At 60.0% G+C, this 22,712-nt stretch carries 17 protein-coding genes; 2 read left to right on the top strand and 15 right to left on the bottom strand.

Annotation, left to right across the window (positions count from 1 at the left end):
* Positions 1-443 precede the first annotated feature (443 nt).
* From BUB04_RS15155 to BUB04_RS15105, 11 genes are all read right to left on the bottom strand, one after another.
* Positions 444-1,778 carry a uroporphyrinogen decarboxylase family protein gene (locus tag BUB04_RS15155; protein ID WP_073040999.1) on the bottom strand — a complete coding sequence of 445 codons (1,335 nt, stop codon included), beginning with the start codon at positions 1,776-1,778 and terminating at the stop codon, positions 444-446.
* Positions 1,779-1,808: 30 nt separating this feature from the next.
* Positions 1,809-2,447 carry a cobalamin B12-binding domain-containing protein gene (locus BUB04_RS15150; protein WP_073040997.1) on the bottom strand — a complete coding sequence of 213 codons (639 nt, stop codon included), beginning with the start codon at positions 2,445-2,447 and terminating at the stop codon, positions 1,809-1,811.
* A 92-nt stretch (positions 2,448-2,539) separates the two neighbouring features.
* Positions 2,540-3,754 (bottom strand): MFS transporter, encoded by a 1,215-nt coding sequence (locus tag BUB04_RS15145; protein WP_178372015.1) that lies wholly within the window; start codon positions 3,752-3,754, stop codon positions 2,540-2,542.
* Positions 3,755-3,822: 68 nt separating this feature from the next.
* Positions 3,823-4,449, bottom strand: coding sequence for a C-GCAxxG-C-C family protein (locus tag BUB04_RS15140; protein WP_073040994.1), 627 nt, complete (start codon positions 4,447-4,449; stop codon positions 3,823-3,825).
* Positions 4,450-4,505: 56 nt separating this feature from the next.
* Positions 4,506-4,745 (bottom strand): MoaD/ThiS family protein, encoded by a 240-nt coding sequence (locus tag BUB04_RS15135; protein ID WP_073040993.1) that lies wholly within the window; start codon positions 4,743-4,745, stop codon positions 4,506-4,508.
* Between the two features lie 191 nt (positions 4,746-4,936).
* Entirely contained in the window at positions 4,937-6,646 is a 1,710-nt protein-coding gene (locus BUB04_RS15130; RefSeq protein WP_245795213.1) for an aldehyde ferredoxin oxidoreductase C-terminal domain-containing protein, read from the bottom strand.
* 390 nt (positions 6,647-7,036) lie between these two features.
* Complete coding sequence (locus BUB04_RS15125; RefSeq protein ID WP_073040991.1) at positions 7,037-8,131, bottom strand: NAD(P)-dependent alcohol dehydrogenase; 1,095 nt, start codon at positions 8,129-8,131, stop codon at positions 7,037-7,039.
* A gap of 286 nt (positions 8,132-8,417) precedes the next feature.
* Positions 8,418-9,614 (bottom strand): thiolase family protein, encoded by a 1,197-nt coding sequence (locus tag BUB04_RS15120; protein WP_073040988.1) that lies wholly within the window; start codon positions 9,612-9,614, stop codon positions 8,418-8,420.
* A 62-nt stretch (positions 9,615-9,676) separates the two neighbouring features.
* The gene (locus tag BUB04_RS15115; protein ID WP_073040986.1) at positions 9,677-11,719 is read right to left on the bottom strand and encodes a 3-hydroxyacyl-CoA dehydrogenase/enoyl-CoA hydratase family protein; all 2,043 of its coding nucleotides are present in this window, start codon (positions 11,717-11,719) and stop codon (positions 9,677-9,679) included.
* Positions 11,720-12,047: 328 nt separating this feature from the next.
* Positions 12,048-13,376 (bottom strand): CaiB/BaiF CoA transferase family protein, encoded by a 1,329-nt coding sequence (locus tag BUB04_RS15110; protein WP_073040984.1) that lies wholly within the window; start codon positions 13,374-13,376, stop codon positions 12,048-12,050.
* Positions 13,377-13,833: 457 nt separating this feature from the next.
* Complete coding sequence (locus tag BUB04_RS15105) at positions 13,834-14,763, bottom strand: SphA family protein (RefSeq protein ID WP_073040982.1); 930 nt, start codon at positions 14,761-14,763, stop codon at positions 13,834-13,836.
* A gap of 782 nt (positions 14,764-15,545) precedes the next feature.
* Here BUB04_RS15105 and BUB04_RS19450 point away from each other — a divergent pair.
* Positions 15,546-15,692: a hypothetical protein gene (locus tag BUB04_RS19450; RefSeq protein WP_178372013.1), complete on the top strand. Its 147-nt coding sequence runs from the start codon at positions 15,546-15,548 to the stop codon at positions 15,690-15,692.
* A gap of 369 nt (positions 15,693-16,061) precedes the next feature.
* Here BUB04_RS19450 and BUB04_RS15095 read toward each other — a convergent pair whose 3' ends face one another.
* Complete coding sequence (locus tag BUB04_RS15095; protein ID WP_073040978.1) at positions 16,062-16,655, bottom strand: hypothetical protein; 594 nt, start codon at positions 16,653-16,655, stop codon at positions 16,062-16,064.
* 144 nt (positions 16,656-16,799) lie between these two features.
* On the opposite strand from BUB04_RS15095, the gene BUB04_RS15090 reads away from it, so the two are divergent.
* Positions 16,800-17,465, top strand: a complete 666-nt coding sequence (locus BUB04_RS15090; RefSeq protein ID WP_073040977.1) for a hypothetical protein — start codon at positions 16,800-16,802, stop codon at positions 17,463-17,465.
* Positions 17,466-17,617: 152 nt separating this feature from the next.
* Here the strand turns inward: BUB04_RS15090 and BUB04_RS15085 are convergent, their stop codons facing one another.
* The 3 genes from BUB04_RS15085 to BUB04_RS15075 are packed head-to-tail and all read right to left on the bottom strand — an operon-like array spanning position 17,618 to position 22,194.
* Positions 17,618-17,908 carry a PG0541 family transporter-associated protein gene (locus tag BUB04_RS15085; RefSeq protein ID WP_073040976.1) on the bottom strand — a complete coding sequence of 97 codons (291 nt, stop codon included), beginning with the start codon at positions 17,906-17,908 and terminating at the stop codon, positions 17,618-17,620.
* A 34-nt stretch (positions 17,909-17,942) separates the two neighbouring features.
* Positions 17,943-21,053 (bottom strand): efflux RND transporter permease subunit, encoded by a 3,111-nt coding sequence (locus BUB04_RS15080; protein WP_073040974.1) that lies wholly within the window; start codon positions 21,051-21,053, stop codon positions 17,943-17,945.
* Between the two features lie 4 nt (positions 21,054-21,057).
* Positions 21,058-22,194, bottom strand: coding sequence for an efflux RND transporter periplasmic adaptor subunit (locus tag BUB04_RS15075; protein WP_178372014.1), 1,137 nt, complete (start codon positions 22,192-22,194; stop codon positions 21,058-21,060).
* Positions 22,195-22,712: the final 518 nt, after the last annotated feature.

Genomic DNA, 22,712 nt, shown 5'->3' with positions numbered 1-22,712 from the left:
CCGCTCCTGCCCCGAGCAAGGCCGCACAACACCTGTCGGGTCGAGACTTCGGTCTTCCCTCGCACAGACCCACGGCCTCAGGCCGTTGTCCTGGAACGATGATGAGTGATCCGCAGCGTTAAGCGGAAGGATCTACCTTTGACCGGATCCACACATTGGAGCGGTGCGCGTCAGGCAGCCTCATTTCTCCTCTTCGCAGCGGGCTGAGCGCCTCGGGAGTGTGCCGGCGCGCCCGAGCCCGCCGGCCCGGCCTTCCGGCCACAGCCCCCCTCCTGCCCCTGAATCGCCCAGCCAGCGCCTTCGTCCGCAGCCTCCCATGGAGGCATGCCATTCCCCTCCCCTTGCGCCAATTATCCTTCTCCCACCTCCCTTCCCCTCAGCAGCGGCCGCGGGTATGCAGGACAGCCCTAGCTAGCCCGCGCATGCCTCGCGACGGCCTGTTTCTAGTACTTTCCGAACTTCCGTCCCGCTTCCATGAAGGCCTTCAGGTTCTCGGGCTTCGGATCATCCAATGCCGTCCCCACGCCTAGGATGTAACCTCCGTTGGGAGCCACCTGATTCAGAAGCTTCTTCACCTCCGCCTCGACCTGCTCCGGCTTGCCGGTCATGATCAACGACACGGGAAATCCGCCGGCGATACACGACTTGCCGGCCAACACCTCTTTGGCGCGAGCCATGTCGGTCCGGTCGAAATAAAAGACGCACTTGCCCGGAGGCAGTTCCGTCAGGTACTCGAGTCTCTGGTTGTATGCGCCTTCCACAAAGCAAACCGGCACGCAGCCGTTTTCTATCAATCCCAGCATGACGTTCTTCAGACTCGGCCAGTAGAACTTTTCGAAGTGCGCATTGGACATGAACCCGTCCGCGCCTTTGTGCAATGGAATGAAGACCAGCGGGTTCCTGTTCACCTTCGCCAGGCTCACACCCAGGTTGATCATGAGCGGCGTAAGCACCTCCACCGCCTTGAGGACCTTATCCGGCTGCCGGAAAAGGTCCATCATGATACCGGTGGTGCCTCGAAATGAATCGGCTAATACATCGAAAGGAGCCTTCGTGAATCCTCCTGCCGACTCGGGAAATCCCTTCGCCACCTTCTGCCCCACATAGGGCATCATCTTCTGAAACCATTCGAAGGTCAGTCGACCCGCTTCCAGCAGGGCCTTGAAGGCGTCCTGAACCTCCGGAATGCCCAACGTCATCAGCCAGGGGCTGCTCATGGGCAGCTCCATGCTCCCATAAACCGGGAACGTCCCTGCCAAGGGCCCCAGGGCTCCGTGGGTCCTAGGCAACCACACCCGAATCCAATAGTCGGTTACGTCCTGGATGAAGTGGTCATACTCATCGGCCTTCATGTACTCCTGTTCATTGAACTGGTAGTACAAATGCTCAGGAACCCCATGACCCGGCCACTTGTAGAGTTTATAGTCGAGCGCTTCGAGGACCGGCGCGTACATGACCATGAGCATCCCACCAAGGGCATCGGGCTCATAGTCATCGACAAACTTAAGCCAAGCCTTCCCCAATCCATCGGGATCGTTCATTGCCTGCTTGCCGCTCATCCCGGCCAGGGTGGTGGGGGCGAAGGTGGCCAATGGTAGGATCGGCACCCTATCCGGCGTCTTCTTAAGAAGTATCGCATCCTTCAGCAGGCCGGCCCTATACCGGTACGCTTCCCGAGCCTCTTCACTGGCAAACTCCAGACCTTCGCCCGAAACCCAGATATCCAGGAAAGCTTCTACTCTATCCTCCGGGGAGATCCCTCTAAGTTCCTCTAGCATTTCAACACCTCCGCCGTGTCGGGACCTTTCTCAGTTGACCCACTCTTTACACAGGTTGACACCCACCACCGCGTCCGTGGCGAAGGCGTCGGCACCGACGTAGGTTCTGACGCTTTCGTCCATCTGAGCTCCGCCGATGATGACCTTCAGGTTCTGCCGCAAACCGGCGGCTTCCAGCTTTTCCACCACTTCCTTCATGGGGTCGTAGGCAAGAGTGAGCAGCCCGCTCAGTCCTACGACGTCCGGACCGAAGGCTTTGGCCTCTTCCACGATACGGTCCGCAGGCACGTCCACTCCCAGATCCCTGACTTCGAACCCGTTGATGTCCATGAGCATGGTGACGATGTTCTTGCCGATGTCATGGATGTCGCCCGCCACCGTGGCAATAAGAAACTTACCGATTTTCGCCCCCCCGCCCTGATCGCCTTCCACAAGGTGCGGGCGAATGACCTCCAGGGCCTTCTGCATCATATCTCCCGCCATAATCAACTCGGGCAGGAAGTAGACCTGCTGCTCGAAGCGCTTGCCGATCTCGCTCATGGCGTCCTGATATGCCCGGAAAACATCTCTCGCGGCGACTCCGGACTCCAAGAGCTTGACGGTCAACTCCAAGGCTTCGGTCTCCTTCATCTCCACAACCGTGTCAGTCAGTGCCTTTAAATCCGACATGTCTTCCTCCTCATTCGTTTGTCCTCATCAAACCCTTTGGCGATTGGTTCTCAGCAACGGGGGTCATGCCCGGTGCCCCCGGAACCCTGAAATCACAGCTTCCCGGCAGGCGCCACCACACGCTTAGCCTTTTTCCCGTCTAGCACAAGGAGAACGGCGCAAACCGAAGTCACTAACATGATCGCCAACATGGGATAGTTGCCGGCGGCCCAATTACCGCCCGAAACCACCCTTCCGATCAACGGCGGGCCGATCAGCGTCCCCACATTCTGCCCGATGGTAAGAATACCCATGGCCAGCCCGCCCAATTCCGGGGACGGCATGACCTCCGGAGCCAGCGTGAAACTAGCCGTGGCGATAAACACCGGCACGAGTCCGATGGCACACACATAAGGTACGATCATCGACGCAGAACTAAGGGCAAAACCCAACGGGTACAAGAGCGTCGAGATGAAAATGGCTGCCGCCAGCAGCGCTCTTTGGTTGTTCACCTTTGTCAGCAGCCAGCCACACAGCAAGGCGCCCGGAATGTTCATGATGAAGACCAAGCTCGTGTAGAAGTTCGCCTTGCCGGGCTCCAGTTGGAAAACCTCGCGGTAGAAGATAGGCGACCAGGTGGTGTAGCCTATGGCGCAGAACATGAGAGCCACAAAGCCCATGGCCAGGTACCAGATGGCGGGCGTCCTGAAACCGTCCGCGTAAGAGCACTTGGCACCTGTGTGGGATTCCGGGACCGAACCATCGGACTTCGCTCCCGGTTTCGTCACAACGAGTCCATAAATCACGGCTGTCACGACCGCCACACCGGCTCCTGCCCACCAGATGCCCTGCCAGCCCATGGATTCCTGGATCGGCCCCGCCAGGTTGTAGGCCAGAGTGCTTCCGACCGGAACCCAAGTGGACCAGATGCCCATGGGCAGGCCCATTTCCTCCGGTCTGAACCACATGGCGATAACCGCGGGCGCCACCACCGAAATGAGCCCCAGCCCAACTCCCTCAATCAGCCGGCCGGCCAAGAGCATCGTGGAGGTACTTGCCAGCGCCCCCACAACGGATCCGAGCACCGTGAAGCCGAGCCCCATGAGTCCGCTCAACCGCGGACCAAACCTGCCGAGAATCACGGCGGCAGGCAAGGCCAGCACGATACCGGCAAAGGCAAAGATGGACATCAGCCATCCGGCAGCCCCCATGCTGACCTGCAAGTCTTTCATCAAAGTGGCCATCACCGGGGGCACCTTGAATTGGTTGATCACGACAACGACACTAGCCAGGTATACCGTCCACATTACGGCCCACTTCTTACCCATGTTCCCACACCCTTTCGCATAAGAGTTCTGTTGCGAGATATTGACTCGAACCGCAGCCCCCGAGTCCATCACGCGCCCAGGCTGTCCAGGATCAATTCTGCGGCGATCCTTGCCCCCACACCGGGAGGAGCGCCGCACTTTTCAAAGCCCTTTGCGGATGCAAAGGCTCGCATTCTTTCCTCCCCCGCTCCCGGGTCCATGTTCACACCGAAGATCACCTCCTGGATATCCGCACAGTACAGAAACCCAACCTCGTCTTCGAAGGCGGCGATGAATTTTTGCGCTGTGGGCATCGTTGCCCCATTGGTTTCCACGTCCAGCAGGTTGTCATTGGCCAGGAAAAGGCCTAGTGCAACCAGCCCCCCGGTCACCCCGCCGCACATGTTTCCGGTTCCTCCAATGCCCGGGAAATGGGTGAGAGCCTTGATGACCTCCATGTTCCCCACCCCGAATTCTTCCAGAAGGGCTAATGCGGTCCCTTGGGCACAGTTTTTGAGAATCAGGTTGTACTCTTGCGCCCGCGTCACGACCCTCTCCAGGATGTCTTCCCTGCGGCCGGATATCCTCAGCTTCCCCTGAATCGTCCTGGGTATTCCCTCGCGCATCAGTTTTTGTACGCGCTTGGCGATGACCTCTTTGTCCCACTGCCTTTCCGCGAGTTCATCCGCCACCCGCCTCAGTTCCGATTTGCTCATGCATGATCCTCCCTAACGCCCGCGATCCTTTCGACCTCTACGCCCGAAGCCCGGCCTCAACCGCCATGCAGAGGTTGAAAAACCCTCAGGACGCTCCCGCTACAGACCGGAGTCTCCGCCCCCGCCACTTCACCGTCGATCACCACAACCACGCTCTCCTCAGAGCCGATTCCGATGCCGCCAATCACCTCTCCGACGGTCGCCCCCTCGGATACGCTGATCTCGAGACCTCGATCGGGCTCATAGCCCGCGACCTTTCGACTCAACATCCCGTACAGCTTCACAATCACGATCATGGGTGCCCCGCAGTCCTCATTCAGGCCCGGTCCCGGCAGCCGCACGACACCACGGCCCAATCATCACCCTAGGCAGGGCCCTCCAAGCCGACGGCCTCCCCTTTTTTTTGAGCCGCCGTGCAAACCGGGGTACGACAGCCCAAGCGCACCGTGGGCTCCCACCCAAAAGGCGGGAGCCTATTGTTGGGACGTCAGCTCTCGTTGAGCTCTTCGAAGACGCTGTCCAGCTCTTGGTCGCTGAGAGTGAACACCGCGTTCGTTGGAGGCAGCGGCTCTTCGTAAAAAAACTTGGGCAAGCGGTCATCCCTGCTCAGCAAGCCGGCCCGGCGGTTGAATTCCCGCTCCGCGCGCAGAACGCTCATCCCCATTTGCCTGAAGTCCTCGACCCCAAACTCGCATCCCATCTTGGCGCCCACAGCCTTGGCGAAACTTGCACACGAATCGGGTTTCAAGAACGAGACGGCGGCGATAAAGCACAATCCCAGGGTATCGAAGGCTGCAAAAGCGATCTGCAACTCCCGAGAAACCTCCACCTGGCCGGCCTTGTCCCTGGGGTTGAGCTGGTTGGTCAGGTAGGCACCCACCATGTTTCCTGCCGTATGGTCCGCCCCCATGGGGGAAGTCGCATAGGTGACCCCCTGTCCCAACATCGCCCGCGGGTCGTAGGCAGCAATGCTCTGCCCCTTTACCGCGGGGACCCGTGGGTTGTTGAAATGGCGTCCCACCGCCACGGGCCCAGCCCCCAGAACGGGTCCCAACCCCGTGCCGCGAGCCATGTCTTCCATCATCCGAAAGACGGCTTCACGATCGCCGAAGGGCGCATGGCCGGAGTCCATGGCCACGGCCATACCTACCCCCGCGTTCATGGTGTCCACGCCCAAGTCGTCGCACATGAAATCCAGACGGGCGATAGTGTCCAGATCATCAACGCCTAACATGCCCCCCATGGCCCAAATGGTCTCGTACTCCAGAGAGCTCGTGACATACGCGCCCGATTCGTCCACAAACTCGTTGGAGCAGTGGATGATGCATCGGGAGCACCCTGTGTGGCGCGGCTTACCTCCGCGCTTCTTAAGCAACTCCGCAAGGGCCTCCCCGCTGATCTTTTCCCAACCCTCAAAGACCCCTTTGCGTGCGTTGTAACAGGGGAACGCCCCCATGGCATTCACGGGCGCCACCAGCGCGGCGGTGCCCAACTCCGGCATCACCTCGGAGTTCATCGGGTCGCTCTTGATGATCCGAACCACTTCCGCCACCGCCTTCCGGAAGCCTCCCGGGTCGGCGATCTGGACCCGATCCTCATCCGGAGGCTCAATGACAACAGCTTTCAGCCCTTTCGATCCCATCACCGCCCCCATGCCGCCGCGGCCTGCCGCCCGACAAGGCCGCCCATCGGTATCCGTAGCCTGTACAGAAGCTATGGCGTACAACCGCTCGCCGGCGGGACCGATGCAAAGGACCGTGCAATCCTCCCCATATTCGGATTTCAATGTGGATGCCGTCTCGTAAGTTCCCATACCCGCAAGATGGTCGCACTCTCTCAGGGCGACCTGCCCGGATCTGTCGATGTGTAGCAACATCCAGGATCCACTCTCCGGCCTGCCCTCCACGACCAGCGCTTGGACCCCATGACGTCCCAGAAGGTCCGCCGGCGTCCCTCCCACGTTGCTTTCCTTGATCCCTCCGGTAAGAGGACTCTTGGCACCCAACGACAGTCGGCTCGTGTTCACGAATGGAGTTCCGCTGAGGATTCCCGGACTGATGACCAGCTTGTTTTCGCTCCCTAAAGCGTGGCACCGGGGAGGCACTTCACGGTTGAGGCAGGCCGCTATCAAACCTCGCCCACCGAGACCTTGGTACTCAGGGGGAACGGCGTCCTCACGGATTGACCGCTCTTTCATGTCGATGCGTATGAATCTCATTGAGCTTCTCCTTTGACAGGGTCGGCAGCCTAGGAAGCTGTCTAAAAATGGCTCATTTGCCCCTTCCATCGCCCATCCGCCATCCCCGCGAAAGCGGGAATCCAGGTTTTTCGGCAACTTATGGACTCCCGCTTGCGCGGGAGTGACAGTTGGGGGGGTTCCCGGACAAGCTCCTAGTCCGAAAACTCCAGGGGAACCCGCTATTCTCGTAGCTGCGAAAGAATCCCCGAACCTCGAGGAAGCCTTCGGGGATTGCCTGCTCCCTCATGGGATTACGAGCATCCCTTTCCGCGGGGCTGAAGCCCCGCGCCGGCGAGCAGACTGGAAATCCCTCGGCTCTGGCAGCGAAAATCCCTTCTCGGACAACTCTTAGGGCGTGAGTACCGGTTTGACCACCGCCCCACTCTCCATGTCGTGCACGGCACGGTTGATTTCCTCGAACGGGTACTTCGTGATCAACTGATCGAAGGGGAAGCGACCCTGTTTGTAGAGTTCGATGAGTTGCGGGATGAACAGTTCGGGGATGGCATCGCCTTCGATGATTCCCTGGACAGCGCGCCCGTTCATGATCCGATCCATGTCGAGCACCACCTCGGTACCGGGCGCCGTAACTCCAACCAGTCCGCACACACCTGGCATGGCCAGACAGTCCGTGGCCTGGCGAAGTACCGCGGGGTTTCCGACGCATTCCAGGCTGTACTGGACGCCCCCACCGGTGATATCCAAAACGGCTTGGACCGGATCCGCGTGCCCCGCATGGACCACGTGCGTCGCACCCAACTCCATGGCCTTTTTCAGTCGTCCTTCCTGCACATCCACGGCGATGATCGTGGTGCAGCCAACCAGTTTTGCCGCGGCTACAGCACTCATTCCCACCGTTCCAATCCCGAAAACGGCTATGGTCGAGCCTGGTCGCACCTTGAGGGAATTGATCACGGCACCGGCACCGGTCATGACCCCGCAACCCAAGGGAGCCAGGACATCGAGAGGCACATCCTTGGGAACCTTAACCACGTTGCGCTGGTCCGCCAGCGCGTGGCTGGCAAAGCTCGATTGACCGAAGAAGGACCCGTGCACGACTCCGTGCTCGTCCTTTAGAGTCACTGTTCCATCCGGCCGAGCACCATGAAAGTTGTAAAGAAAGAAATTGTGGCAGTATGGATCGCGCCCGGACAGGCACGATGGACACTGGCCGCAGGCCCCCCAGGCCAGAACCACGTGATCCCCGGGTTCCACCTTGGTGACTTTGGATCCGACCTTTTCCACAACGCCGGCACCCTCATGACCGAATACGGCCGGCAACGGAATGGGTAGATGCTGGTCCCTGGCCACCAGATCCGTGTGGCAGATACCCGCGCCAACGATGCGAACCACCACTTCCGACTCGCGCGGCTCTTCCATCTCCAGTTCGCGAATGATGAAATCTCCCCCGGCTTCGTTGACCGTTGCAGCTCGAATCTTCATCGGTTTCCTCCTGATCGCTTGCTATGGCCGGCACCCTACTTGGGGACCCGCCGATCTGTGTAGCGCACGCCCCGAATCAATCGCCCGCTCTTTCGCGGACTCACGGGATCGACACCTGGGGCTCGAAACAGCAACAACGGTTCCATCTCAGCTTCCGCACGAGGCCAGGCTCAGCATTGAGAACACGATAATGAACGGGACATGGACCCACTTGTTCCCGAGAACTGCCTGCGGGCCCTCTTTCCGACCCCGCTTCAGGCCGTCTCCACTCAAAACCCTTGGTGGCTCAAGCGGCAGTGTCCACTTTCAGGACCAGCGCCGCTCCCGTGTCACCCGCCGCACACCCTGCCACGAGAACATGGCCTCCTCCTCTCAACACCGCCTCCTCGATTCCCTCGATGAGCAGCCGGGCCACGGTGGGAGCCTGGGGATGGCCGAAGATCATCGATGAACCGAAATTGTTGAATTCGGCCCACCCGACTCCCAGCTCCTTGGCAAAATACAGATCGTTTGCAGCAAAGGGGTTGTGCGTCTTGATGACCGTCACGTCCTTGATCCCAATTCCCGCCCGCTCCAAGGCCATACGGGCTGCGGGCACCGGTGCGGCCGGCATGAACGCGGGCCGCGTGCGGGCGAAACCGTAGGAGACCACGCGGATGGACACCGAAGGATCAGCACTCAGCTCGGCCGCCCGTTCTTTCGTCGTCACCAGCAACGCGGCATTACCGTCCGCCGGGTGCGTCTGGGATCCGAAGGTGTGAATGCCTTCCGCGACAACAGGCTTCAGCCTCTGCAGCCCCTCGGCGGTGCAGGGAGTCACACCCTCGTCCGCTTCCACACGGACCATCTGCTTCCGACCAACTCTGGCCTCCACGGGGACCATGTAACGTTTCTGAAAAGCCCGATCGTCCTTGAGAGCCGCCACATACTGCTCATAGCGGAGAATCGCCAGTTCGTCCGCCTCTTCCCTTGTGAAGCCCGCCTCCCTGGCAACATTCTCGGCGGTGACGACCATGGGATGGCCTGTGGCCGGATCCCCGTTCATATTGTCCATGTTCCAGTTCTCCGAGATCACCTCCCCGCCCGGCCCCAGCGGGTTCGGCCAGATGGTGTGCGGCCCGTTGGAACACCGGTCGACCAGAAGGCAAAGGGGGCTTAAAAGCAGGCCCTGCTCGATGCTCATGGCCGCATTAAAGACACAAGTGGTGGCCGTGGAGCACGCCTGCATGACGGTCATCCCAGGGACCCTCACGCCCATCATGGCCGCGGCCCATGTGCTCCCGTAAAAGACCCTCTGCTGCCCGACCGTGATCCCCAGATAGAGGTAGTCAAAGGGCGCACCCTCCCAGCCCTTCCGTTCCAACCATTGACGGGCCGTTCGCGCCCCCAGCTCAATGGCATTCTCGTTGGCCAGACTTCCCTGCCATTTGCAAAACGGTGAGGAGTAATATCCCCCGTATGGTATGTACGCCTTGGTCAACATCGCTGCCTTCCCCTTCTTTCAAAGGTAATGACCCTGTTCCTGGTTCCTGTCCCCGTCTCCGCTCACTCGCCCAGGAAGCGCGGAGGCGCAGCCCCCACGGACGACAACCCGATGAGAGCATCCTTGGTCCCAAACATGTACGGCAGCGCCTCAAGCTCCATCTCGATCGCTTTCGGGATCTCGACCCCCATCTGGGCATCCATCAGTTCATTGGCCTTTTGGACAGCCAGGGGCGCCTTCCTGGCGATTCGGCCCATGAAGCGCTCCGCCAGCTCAGCGCTTACGCCCTCCGGCCGATCCCCCTGCAGGATCCGCTGCACGTTCTCCGCTGAACACAACCGTGCACGCTCCTGGAAACGCTTCGGAAGGTCTCTCTTTGCATACTTGTCCTTCGGCCTTCCGGCCGAAATGAGTTCACGGATACTCTCGTTCACCTGGTGCGGCGGCACCAGCTTGGACACCAGGCCCAGATCGAGCGCATCCTGAGCCGAGATCGTCTCCCCCGTGAAGACGTAGTACTTGGCAAGCTCCAAACCAATCCGTCTGGCAGTCCGAATCATTCCTCCAAGCCCCGGGTAGATCCCGATTCCCGTCTCGGGAAAGGACATGGACGCGGCAGGCGTGGCCACGACCGCCTGGCACGCCAAGGCCAGCTCACTGCCTCCCCCCATGGAAAGACCATCCAGTTGCGCAATGGTCAGCTTGGGGCTGTTCTCCAACCGCAGCAACAAATCGTGGCCGGCACGCGTGAAGCTCACTATGTCCTCGATACGACCTTCCTGAATCTTGCGGATAAAGAAGCGGATATCCGCGCCCGCCACAAAGGCCTTGCCCGCCCCCCGGATGACCACCGCGTTAACACCAGGGTCCTTTTCCGCCTGATCGAAAGATTCCGCCAGTTGAGAAACGGTGGCTTCGTTCAACGCGTTCAGGGCTTCCGGACGGTTGATGGTGATGTAGGCCACCTCGCCTTCCACCTCGTAATCCACGTATCTGAACCGGAATGGCTCTCCGTTCGCCCTTTGCCTCACGAGGATCTCGGGCATGGCGAAGTCCCGATACCGTTCGGTCATGGCATGTACCAACCGGTAGGCCCTGTCGATGCCGATATCGTTCATGATCTCGAACGGCCCGCGGCTCCACCTCAACCCGACCTTGGCCCCTCGATCCGTGTCCTCGATGGACGCCACCCCTTCGCTGACCAAAGCCGCAGCGGCCCCGAGGCACGCTCCATACAAACGGTCTTGGACGGCTTCGATCTTCGTGTCGTCGACATCGCCTTCCAGATCCCAGAGCTCGCCGCTCTCAAACTGATCCCTCAGCAGCTTGGGTGTTCCATAAAGCGAGCCCAACTCTCTTCCAAATGTGGTGGATGCGTGGACGGCGATGGGAATGCCGGTGACGTTCATCAGCTCGAAAGGCCCCATTCCGATTCCAAAGGCCTCCTTCGCCGCCTTCTCGATGGTGGGAATGTTCGCCCACCCCTCGCTCAGCACCTGGACCGCCTCGGTCAGCAGCGGAGAGAAGAAGCGATTGACGGCGAAGCCCGACACATCTTTCACCACGATCACCACCTTCCCGTGCAACCGCCCGATTTCCACAGCTTTCTGCAACGTCTCCCGACTCGTCCCCTCGTGCGGAATCACTTCCAGCAGTCGGTTCTTGGCAGGGTGATAAAAGTAGTGCATTCCCACGAACCGGTCGGGCCGCGAGGTCACTGCGGCCATATCCTTCACATAGAAACTGGATGTATTGGTGGCGAAGATCGTTTGCGGGGCGCATATGGCATCGAGCTCCCGAAAGAGATCCTTCTTCACCTGTTCGTCCTCGAACACCGCTTCAATCACCAGATCCGCATTCTTCAGCGCCGACTTGTCAACGGTGCCGTGAATGCGACCCAGAATCTCCGCTACCCGCCCTTCGTCAAAAATCTTTCTCTTCACCGCCTCACGAAGGGTCGATTGGATCAACCCGATCCCGCGTTCCACAAATCGGCTTTCGACGTCCACCAACACCACCCTGAAACCTTCCTGGGCAAGCTTCTGGGCGATTCCGGATCCCATCGTCCCGGCGCCCACCACTCCGATTGTCATCGCCCCATGCATTGGCATCCTCCGTCTCCGTATTTTCCTTCCCTATCGATCCCGTCCACACCCATCATCCAGGCGGGCTTCCGTCTTGGCTGCCACCAAGTATCGGCGCACCTTCCGCCAGCCAGGAGGCTATCCGGCAACGTCGCGGGCGACCTCTTTTCTCGTAGCGCAGCCCTTTAGGGCTGAGGAGGAATACCCGGTCGTCGCATAGGCCACCGCATCCGGCCTGCGGCTTCAAAGGGTTACGATGGCCCTTTCCGCGGGGGCAGAAGCCCTGCGGCTACGAAGTGATTGGAAATTGCCGGCCTCTCGAACCGGAAAAACATTCTCGGACAGGCTCTTAATCGATAATTCCCCTGCCCTTCAGCGCCTCTATCTCCGCGTCCCCATACCCAAGGATCTTCCTGAGAACCCGCTCCGTATCCTGGCCGAGTCGAGGGGCCCCACGCCATACCTGCGGTCTCGTCTTGCTCATCTTGGGCGCGAATCCATAGGCCTTCACCTTGCGCCCGAGGGTCTGGTCTTCGTATTCCACGAAGTTCCCTCGCTTCCGGTAGTGTTCGCTTGAGGCCAGATCGGCCACACTCCTAGGAATCCCACACGGTACCTTGTATTTTCTGAACTGGGCCATGGCCTCCTCACTGGTTCTTTCCGCCAGCCAAGCCCTTATCAAGCCATCCAACTCGCGGCCGAGTGGCGAGTTCACAGCCTCGCTGGAGGCTCCCGCTTCTGCATGGGAGTATTTCTGATAATCGATACCCATGGCCTGGAGGGCTCTGTTGTAGACGACGGGACCAAAGGCCATGAGATATATATAGCCATCCTTGGTTTTGTAAACGTCCCCGGGCTGGGATATGGGCAATTTGGTCCCGTACCTTTCCTTGACGGCACCGAGAGTCAAGTAATTGACAAAAGTATCGTTTAAACATTTGCTCATGCACTCGACCTGGGACACATCGACAACTTGTCCCTCTCCGGTCTTTTGGGCATGAATATATGCCATAAGAATTCCGCTCACACAAAACATCGCGGTCATATAGTCGTTGATAAAGGAAGCGCCTGGCATGGGAGGCATGGGTTCAGGATATCCATTCAGGAACATATACCCTCCCTCAGCCTGACCGATGGGATCATAGGAAGGACGATCGCACTCCTCCGGAACACCTCCGAACTGCGGGCGCCCGAACCCGCTAATATGGGCGATGACAAGGCGGGGATTGGCCTCCAGGGCCATTTCGTCGCTGAGCCCCAGCTTTTCGAGCCAGACCAAATTCTCTATCCATACGTCGCAGTTTTTGATGAGCGACAGAAAGATGTCCTTAGCCTCCGGCACGCGCATGTTGAGTTCCAAGGTGAAACTCAATTTATTGCGAGCCTCCTGGATCCAGCCCGTGCTGACTTTCCGGTCTCGGGGCGTGTCCGGGGAGGCCAGAACGAACCTCTGCTCCTTTTCGTCGAAAGTCACCATTGGGTCCTGGCCGCGGTAACGGTCACCCACACCCGGCCTCTCCACATGGATGACCTCCGCGCCATATTCTGCCAAGACACCGGCAGCAAATGGGGCCGCCACCACGTTACCGGTCATCAACACCCTCATTCCAGCAAGGGGGCCGTAGGGGGGGATAAGGGCCGGAGTCGGGACCCTTTGGACCTTCTTCCATCTTTCCATTGCGCTCTCCTGCCGCCTGTCTTAGGTTGGGCACCTGAAATATCACATCGTCTACAAGCTATTCTGTAGCTACTCTGCAGCCCCCCCTCCTGTCAAGAAAGAATTCACATACCCCTTCCCTTATTGGAAACCATGCACACGCCGATCCTGGCTGCCGCACGCCCACCCATCTCTTTTCGCCCCTCCGTGGGTCATGAAACCTCCTGCGAAGGCCCTGCCACTGCGAGTTCCGGCAGCCTCCTTCATGAATCTCCGATCCCGTTTCGATCCGATGCCGCCTGCCCCGCAGTGCCACCGGACCGCATCAGGTCCCCACCGGTGGGCCCACAGCCTCCGGGCCCCTCCTCGCCTCGGGCGGAAGGCATGCCGACAGAGCCCATTCCCTCCCGGTCTTTCCCCTTTCCGGGAGCCGCCAGGTCCCGGCCCCGGCCGCACGACCCTCCCGGCTGCAGCCCCCTCAAAAGGACGCAACGATGGTCAGACACACGGAATCCCCCTCCGTGTTGTTCCTCACTTCGTACTCGCGGGTGTATCTGAGCGATACGTTCAGAAAGAATGGTTCAAAGACGGATAACTGGAGTTCCGGCCCCAACGCATGCCCTTCCGCCTTCAGCCCGCTGGCGCCGGGGCCGCTATCCTTCGTCAGTTGAATGTACGAATATCCGATCAGCCCGGCGGTTAATACGGCCCCACCCCCCAGAGGCACGTCCTTGCCAAGCCCATATTCAAATATGGCCTCGTTTCCGGGCCTGATGTCGGTATCCGGATCTTCCGTACTGTGAAGGAAGCGCCCCCTGGCCGACACGGACCAGGCTTTCCGCTCGTCAAAGTAGAAGGTGGCTCCAGCCTGATGCATAAAGGTCCAATACCCCTTGCCGGGCGAGGCGGCCTTGTCGTGTTGGGCCGTGGGAAGGTAGGCACCGGAAGCGAGGAAGGCGTCCCATCGGGCACCGTGCCAGCACAAGACGAGCGGATCGATAAAGAGGTCGCCCAGCCCGAATCGGCGATCCTCCGTAACTGTGACCCCCATGAAATCGACCTCGAGGTCGGTGTAGATAAGGGGGACAAAAAGGTCTACTCCATAGTTGGCACCGAATATTTTTTTATCCGTAATCCAGGCAAACTGATTCACATTAGCAAATACGGTGATATCCATATCCGTCGTGGTCGAATTGCGACCACCATCATCCCTATAGGTTTTTGCCCTGTATAACTGGTTGTAGCCGGCATACCAGAACCCGGGCGGGGGCATCGTTGCATTCTTGATACCCAGTCCGCCGGGCACATAATGCGATAGTCCGGCAAGGGCCGAACCGCAGGCAAAAATGCAGATCAGACCAGAAAACAAGACGATCCGTAGGGCTCTGGAAATGACATGGTCCACCATCCCGCATACTCCTGACTGGAAGTCAGTATGCACCATCGGCCCCGTCCGAAATCTCGAAAACGGTAGCCGCCTGCCTCCGATACGCTTGGTTTGACTTTCACCGCGAGAGATACAGAAGTCAGGAAGGCGAATTGATCTCGACGGCCGAATGGTCGCCGCACCCCCGCCAACACCCATTCCAGGTTCTTGATTAAGTCGAGAACGCCCCCCTGGCGTCCCGACCGAGCGCAGATCTTGCCACTCGATGAGGCTACACCCCCCCTTGCCCGAAGGCGGCGCTTGAAGGTCCCTGCTCCTCCTGAGCCAAGAGGTTACGTGGAGCAGCGCTTGGCCCTATGGCTTTGCCATCGTCCCTCCACAACTTCCGTTCCAGGATCGAGTAAGGAAGACAGCCCCGCGCGTAAGCTGTTATATAGCTATAATGCAGCCTCTCTCCTGTCAAGAAACTTTTCACACACCAGCGACTTTTTTGTGACAATGCACATCCAACGCGATCCCGGCGAGGCCCGCCAACCCGCATGAAGGAAAGAACCAGCGCCCGGTAAGCCATCGCTGGTCTTCCGCGGAATCCTCAGGCGCACGGACAGACCGCGCGCAAGGACTCATCGGGCATGCGGAGCGAGGAGGTTGACGGGAAATGTTACTGGGCAACTAACATGACCCACCTTCGGCCTGCAAAAGGGACCCACGTGGAGGATGCATGGGCCATCACTTGGCCGTGCGACCCCATCTCTGAGAAATCAAAAGGGAAGTGGGAGGAAGCGCCTTTGAAGGAGCGGGTCATGATTCACAAGATCAAGGCGCATTACGATGAGGGCAACGGCCTGAAGATCCGCGCCATCGAGAGGCAGCTGTGCATATCCCGCAACACAGTCAGGAAATACCTGGGCATGGATGAGGCAGCCGTTGAGGTGAGGAAAAGCCATTGAGGGAGGCGGATTGTCTGTTTTCAGGAAAACTCCTAAGCACTTTCCAGCGCAGCAGGCAGGTCGCAGGCCACCTGCCCCGGGTTGTCCAGAGGCCCATAGCGTTCCGGAAGGTTCGTTTCGCAACCAAGGAAAGGATGCCACGAAGCAAGAGGCGGCGCCACCACTCGGGATCTCGGCTCAGGCCCTTGTCAGGCCCATCGCGTATCCTGCGAGCGCACCTCCGCCCTCCCCCCGAAACGGAGGGCTACGAGGTGCTGGATCTCTCGAACACAGGCTTCCTCTCAGATAAATTCGCCAGGCCGGCGAAATCGAACGCAGTCCACCTTCGGCAATGCCGGAGTTCCAGAAAAGATGTGAGCGGTTGACTCATCAGGTCGACCATTTGAATCGCGTCGGCTCTTGAGGTTTCTCACGAAGGATTCGTTGAACTTCATCGACGCTCATCGTTTTGCCGTCCACCACCATCCGTCCGAAACCTCGGCCCCCTTGCTGACTCAAGGAGGCAACGACGCCCCGGGCCCTCTCGCTGTCAAGAATAACCCCCGTTTGGAGAAGCCGGGGGCCCATATCGCCGATCAGGCTGTTGAAGAGCTTGACGTGGATTCGGATCTGATCCTTCCGGTTCCCGGAATCACCCGAGCGGGTTTCGGGGCGGCCTCCCCGCCGCAACCCGGCAAACGGGCTTCCCTTTCGCAGAATGGCTCCGGCCAGTCCCGGCATGGGTCCGGAAAGCGCCACCACATCCCCGTCTCCCACCCGAGTGGATTCCATGTCGTCCACGGGAGTCCCGTTAAGAAAGACCGTCCCGATCTTGGTCGCCGCAAAGTTTTTGTCGAAGCCCCATACATTCGTGATGATCGACTCCAGGGACTGGGAACCCGGCACCTCCACGTCCACCCCCTGTTGCAGTACGGGAAAGAACGCCGGCATGGGATTTTCCGCCTTCAAACAGATCTCCATCATGAGAGTCACTCCCCTTGTTAACGCACCTGGGTTTCTGGACGGCCCAACCGCAAAAAAAAATCGCGCGTCTTGTCCGCCGCCCTTCCTTATGCCACAATCGGCCGAGGATTGACACGCCTGAGCCTCGGTCGCAAGGAGATTTCCATGACACAGGTCTTTGGATACCACACCCCGGAGGGAGCTGTCCTGGCCACCGACAGTCTGGCTCTCCACTTCGACCCACAGAGGGACGAACCGAGACGAGACGTGGTCCGAAAGGTTGTGCACTTGTCGTCCCACTGCGTACTCATCGCCGCAGGCGCCGGCCACGGACTGGCCTTGGCACAGGCCTTTGCCGAGTATGTCCGGGAAAGGGGCGTCCGCGATACGGACGCGATTCTCGACCAGGCCATTGCCTTTTGCTCGGCACATTGGCTGAAAGTCCGCAACCGCTTGGCAGCCATCCCACCGTCCCGTGAGGACCTGGAGCGTTTCTATCTCTTGTTTGCGGGAATGACCGACCGAGGGGGGCATCCCGCATGCCGTGTGCTCCTGCTGGGATGCGACGAACCCGGGGAGCCCCTGGCTCCCTTGCCTGTGGGCACTGCGGTGGCCATCCCCCGCCACATGGGATTCGAGATGCGCATGGCCCGGCTGAGCGAAACGGAAAGGGATCTGGAAAGCGTGGAGAAGATCATGGAGGGCTTTCTGGTTCGGCTGGCCGAACGATCCGAGGACGTGGCCCCTCCGCTGACTTTCCTGCGCATCGGCCCGGACGGTGTGCGGGAAAGGACACTGGACGACACGTGGTTTGAGCCTCCATCGCGGTGAGTCGTGACAACCCACAAGGAAGAGGTCCTTTCAGAGGCCGTACCCTGTAGGGGCGAACGATCATTCGCTCTACAGGGCGCGTGCCTACCGGCTGCTGCGTCCTGCAGCCTAGCAACACATCCGCTGGCGGACCGGTTCGAAGGCGGGCGTCTTCAGTCGATTCGCTCCACGACCGAGCGAAAAACTTCGATTCCCCGACGGCCCATCCGATCCTTGAGTTCCCTCAGGGCCCGAAGAAGCTCGGACGCGACGGGATCCTCGGCGATGACCACCACCGCGCAATTGAAGCCGGGCCAGACGGAGGTGTCCATCTTGGGGTCCGCATGGGGCCCCTTGCCCAGCACCCGATCCCACTTGGTAAACCCCGTAACGCAACAGTGTTCCAGCATTTCCATCACGTCTTCGTCGTAGGCCACATCGTAGAAGATCCAGTACATGTACATGGGGCCGCGTCCCTCCTCTCGGATTCTCTCACCTTCACGGCTGCCTGCTTCGGCGCCTGTTTTCCAGATGGTAGTAGAGCGTGGGGACCAGCACCAGGGTCACCAGACTGGACACCGAAAGCCCCCCCAGCATGGTGATGCCCAGGGGATTCCAGGTTTCGGCTCCCACACTGCGGGAGACCGCCATGGGAAGCATCCCGAAAAAGGTGGTGAGCGTGGTCATGAGCACGGGACGAAGCCGGCTTCTCCCAGTCCGGGTCACCGCATCGAAGAGATCCAACCCTCTCTTTTCCAACAAGTGCGTGTAGTCCAGCAGGACGATGGCGTTGTTGACCACGATCCCCACCAGCATGACCACTCCCATGAAGGAGACGATGCCCAGGGTGGTGTCGGTCAAGTAGAACGCGTACAACACCCCCGTCACGGCGAAGGGAACGGAAAACATGATGATGAGAGGATCCCTGAGATTGCCGAAAAGTGAGGCCATGACCATGTAAACCAGCACGATTCCGAGAACGAAAAGGGTGGTGAGTTCCCGGAAGGCCTTCTGCTGCTCCTCCACATCGCCGCCGAATCCCACACTGACGCCTTCCGGAAGATCCAGCCCTTTAAGCTTTTCCCGGATCTCGGAGCTGGCCGATCCCAGGGATCTTTGCCACAGGTCCGCTTCCACCTTCACGATCTTTTGGCGGTTTTTGCGCTCGATTTCGATGGGCCCCTGACCTTCACGAACCCGAACCAGGTTTTTGAGCGGAACCTGGCGCCCGTCGGGAAGGGTTACGGGCACGCGAAGCAGGTTTTCCAGGCGGTTCTTGTCCTTCTCCGAAAGGCGCGTGAAGATCTCGAAGCTGTCGCCGGCATCCCGGTACAGGCTGGCTTCCTTGCCATAAAAGTAGTTTCTCAGGACCGCCGCCACCTGGGCCGCGCGCAGCCCCATGGACGCCGCCTTTTCCCGGTCCACTTCCACCCACAGCTCAGGGCGCGGGGGTTTCTGGCTGATCTCCACGTCCACAAGTCCCGGAATCGTGAGAAAGACGGCCTCCACGCGGCGCGCCACCTCCATGAGCACGTCCATGTCCGATCCCTGAATCTCCAGGGAAACCGCCTTCCCCCGCCCTTTGAGGATGGACGAGATGGGATCCACGGCGCTCACCATGATGCGGCTGATCCCCGGGATCTTCTGGACCTCCTCGCGCAGCAGGGCCGCGATCTCCTTGGCGCTCCGATCCCGCTTATCGCGGTCCACCAGTTTGAAACCGATCTCCCCCACGTTGGCCCCTTCCTCGAAACCGAGAGCCACGCCGATGCCCTCCTCCGACTGTCCGTCGAAGGCGTAGGAGTGGCGAAACTCCTCGGGACGCACTACCTTCTCGATGTTTTTCTGGATGGCCTCCACCACCCGGTTGGTCTCTTCGATCCGGGTACCTTCGGGGAGGCGGAAATCCACGCTCACGTCCCCCGAGTCTACCTCGGGCATAAAGGACGTGGAAAGGAACGGAACCAGGGAAAGCCCGCTCACAAAGACCGCCACCGCCAGAAAGAAGACGGTCTTGCGGTGCGAAAGGCTCCATGCCAGGATCGCCTGATAGCGTCCTTCCAGGATCTCGAAGGCCCTTTCGCTCCACCGGTAGGCCGCCCCGGCCGGGCCGCGGTGCCTGGACCGGTCGAACTGTTCCCGATGCAGCCACTTGGAAGAGAGCATGGGCGTCAATGTCAGGGCCGTCACCAGGGAGGCGACCAGAGTGACCACCACCACGAATCCCAGCTGTTTGAACATGATGCCGGCCAATCCGGTGAGGAACATGAGCGGGACGAAGACCACCACTGTGGTCAGGGTGGATGCCGTGATGGCCAGGCCCATCTCGCTCGCCCCGAACATGGCCGCCGTGGTCTGGCGCCCCCCTTTTTCCAGGTAGCGCACGATGTTTTCCAAGACCACAATGCCGTTGTCCACCACCATGCCTGAAGCGATGGCCAGGGACATCAGCGAGACCAGGTTGATGGTGTAGCCGGAAAAGTAGAGAAAGATGAAGGAAAGGACCAAGGAAAAGGGAATGCTCAGGGCGATGATGAGAGCCGAGCGCACTTGTCGAAGGAAGGCCACCGTGACCAGCACCACCAGCACGATGCCGTAAAGGAGCGTGTTCCTCAGGTTGTAGATGGACGTGAGGATGTTCTCTGAAGTGTCCATCACGATGTGGATCTTCACATCGCTGGGGAGCCTCTCTTGAATCTCGGCCACCTTTCGGCGCACACGCCGGGAGACCTCCACCGTGTTTTCGCCCGTCTGTTTTTGCAGGATGAGCACGATGGCGGGCTTACCGTCCCCCCAGCCGTTCAATTCCATGGGCTTGAAGCCGTCTTCCACCTGCGCCACGTCTCTCAGATAGACAGGTCTGCCCTGGAAAAACCCCACCACGGTGTCGGCCATCTGGGCGGCGTTTTCGTAGCGGGCCGGCACGCGCACGAAGTATTCCCTCCGGCCCGCCTTGATGTTGCCGGCCGGCACGCTCACATTCTCCGCCGCCAAGACCCGGTTGATCTGTTCCAGGTTCAATCCGTAGCCTTCCACCTTGTCCAGGTCGAAATAGACGTTGATGCGGCGCCGGAGCCCCCCGTAGAGCTGAATGGCCCCCACGCCCGGAACCCGCTTCAGTTCATCGGAAATGGTCTTGTCCACCAGGTGATAGAGTCGCGGCCAGCTGGCGTCGGCCGTGATGGTCATGAAGAAGATGGGCGCCGTGGCGCTGCTGAACTTGTAGAGCATGGGGGTTTCCACGTCGGGAGGCAAATCCCTCTTGGCACGCTCCAGCCAGTCCCGGATATCGTTGGTGGCCTCGGAAAGGTCCGTCCCCCAGTCGAAGCGACAGACCACCACGGACAGGTTGTCCAGGGACTTGGAGGTGAGGGTGTCCAGGTTGCTCACCGTGTTCACCTGGTCCTCGATCACCTTGGTCACCTCCGTTTCCACGTCAGAGGCGCTGGCTCCGGGCCAGGTGGTGAGAATGGAAACCACCGGCGGGCTGATATCGGGAAACATGTCGATGCTGATTCGAAAAAGAGAGAGCATCCCGAGCAGCAGGCCGGCCAGAAGGAACATGAGCGTGGCCACGGGTTGTCGAACGGCAAATTCGGGCAGTCGCATGGACTCAGCTCCCCTCCCCCTGCACAACCTCCACCGGAACCCCCTCGCTCAGCCGGTTCTGGCCCCGGACCACCACCCGGTCTCCTTCTTGAAGCCCTTCCACGACTTCCACCAGGGTCTCCCGTTCCGCACCCAACCGCACATTGCGTAAAACCGCCTTGCCATCCCGAACCACGAAGACATACGGGGTGCCCGTCCCGGGAACCCGCAGCACCGCATCCCTTTCGATGACCAGCGCCCGGCGGCTGCCCAGGAAGAGACGGACATGGGCGAACATGCCCGAGCGGAGCGCCAGGTCCGGGTTGGGCACGTGGAGTTCGGCCTGTGCCGTTCGCGTCACCGGATCCAGCACCGGGGTAAGCACCTGAACCCGGCCGCGGAAGACCCGCGCCGGGTAGGCCGCCACCCGGCATTCCGCCGTCATTCCTTCCCGGATCAGAGGAAAATCCGGTTCGGACACCTGGAAGACCACCTTGAGGCGGTCTTCGGTGGTGATCCGCACCACCGGTTTCTTGGTATCGGTCATGTTGCCGGGATCCAGGTAGCGGTCCGCGAGCAGGCCGTCCATGGGAGCCTTCAGTGTGAAGTCCCCGTGGAGAACCTGCAGAGCCTCCAGCGCCGACCGGGCTTCTTTCAGACGGGCCAGGGCAGCTTCGTGCTCGCTGCGGATTCGATCCAGCCGCTGCCGGGCCACCGCTTTTTCTTTGTAGAGGGCCTCGAAGCGGGCCCGATCCCTTTCCAGAAGCCCCACCTGGGTCGCCGCCGCTTCCACCGCAGCCCGCGCCTGGTCCAACCGGGCCCGGATCTCCGCATCGTCCAGCCGCACCAGGACCTGCCCCGCCCGAACGCGCTCGCCTCGTTCCGCCGTGATCTCCACCACCTTCTTGCCGCTGACGGTGGGATACAGGAAAACATCCTGCAGCGGCCGCAGATCGCCCGTGGTTTCGAGCCACCGTTCCACATCCCCCATCCGAGCCTCGATCACCGAGACAGGAACTCGCACGAGAGCCTCCTCCCGTGACTCTTCCCGGCTGTGAAGCCGCCAGAAATTGAAGCCCGCCACAGCCAGAAAAGCAACGGCCACCGCGACCACCCCAATGGCGCCCCATCTCTTGGATTTTCTGGAAGACTCGTCCGTCATGCGCATCTCCGGATCTTTAGGCAGTTTTATTTTCACATCACGCTAGAAATCCCGCATACCCACCGATCGTGGCTTGCCTTGCACCGTTCCCAGAAGCCTGCCCGAAAACGTCGCGGATGATCTCTTTTCTCGGAGCGCAGCCCTTCAGGGCTGCGGATGACCCCCCGAACGTTGGATGGGCCATCGCGTATTTTCTGTCACTTCATGAAGTTGCGATGGCCCTTTCCGCGGGGCTGAAGCCCCGCGGCCACGAAAAGAGCGGCCATAGCCCGGGCTCTTGTCTCGACAAGCCATTGTCGGACAGCTTCTCAGAACGGAAAAGAGTCCCTAACGTTCATGGCCCACTTAGCTCCACCCCGCATGGATGAAAGGGTGGGCCGGAGCAAGGGCATTTGTCGGAACGCCGCAATATGCCCTTCTCTATGAGTCACTGCGCGCCCATTGCATTGCCGGGCACCCTCATTGCGGCCTTCGCAGTTCCTACAACTAAAAAGATTTGCGTCTATTCGCGTTCATTC

The organism is Desulfacinum infernum DSM 9756 (assembly GCF_900129305.1).
GTDB classification, from domain to species: domain Bacteria; phylum Desulfobacterota; class Syntrophobacteria; order Syntrophobacterales; family DSM-9756; genus Desulfacinum; species Desulfacinum infernum.
Note: the sequence above shows the minus strand (reverse complement) of the source record. Positions and strands in the feature narration are given on the sequence as shown.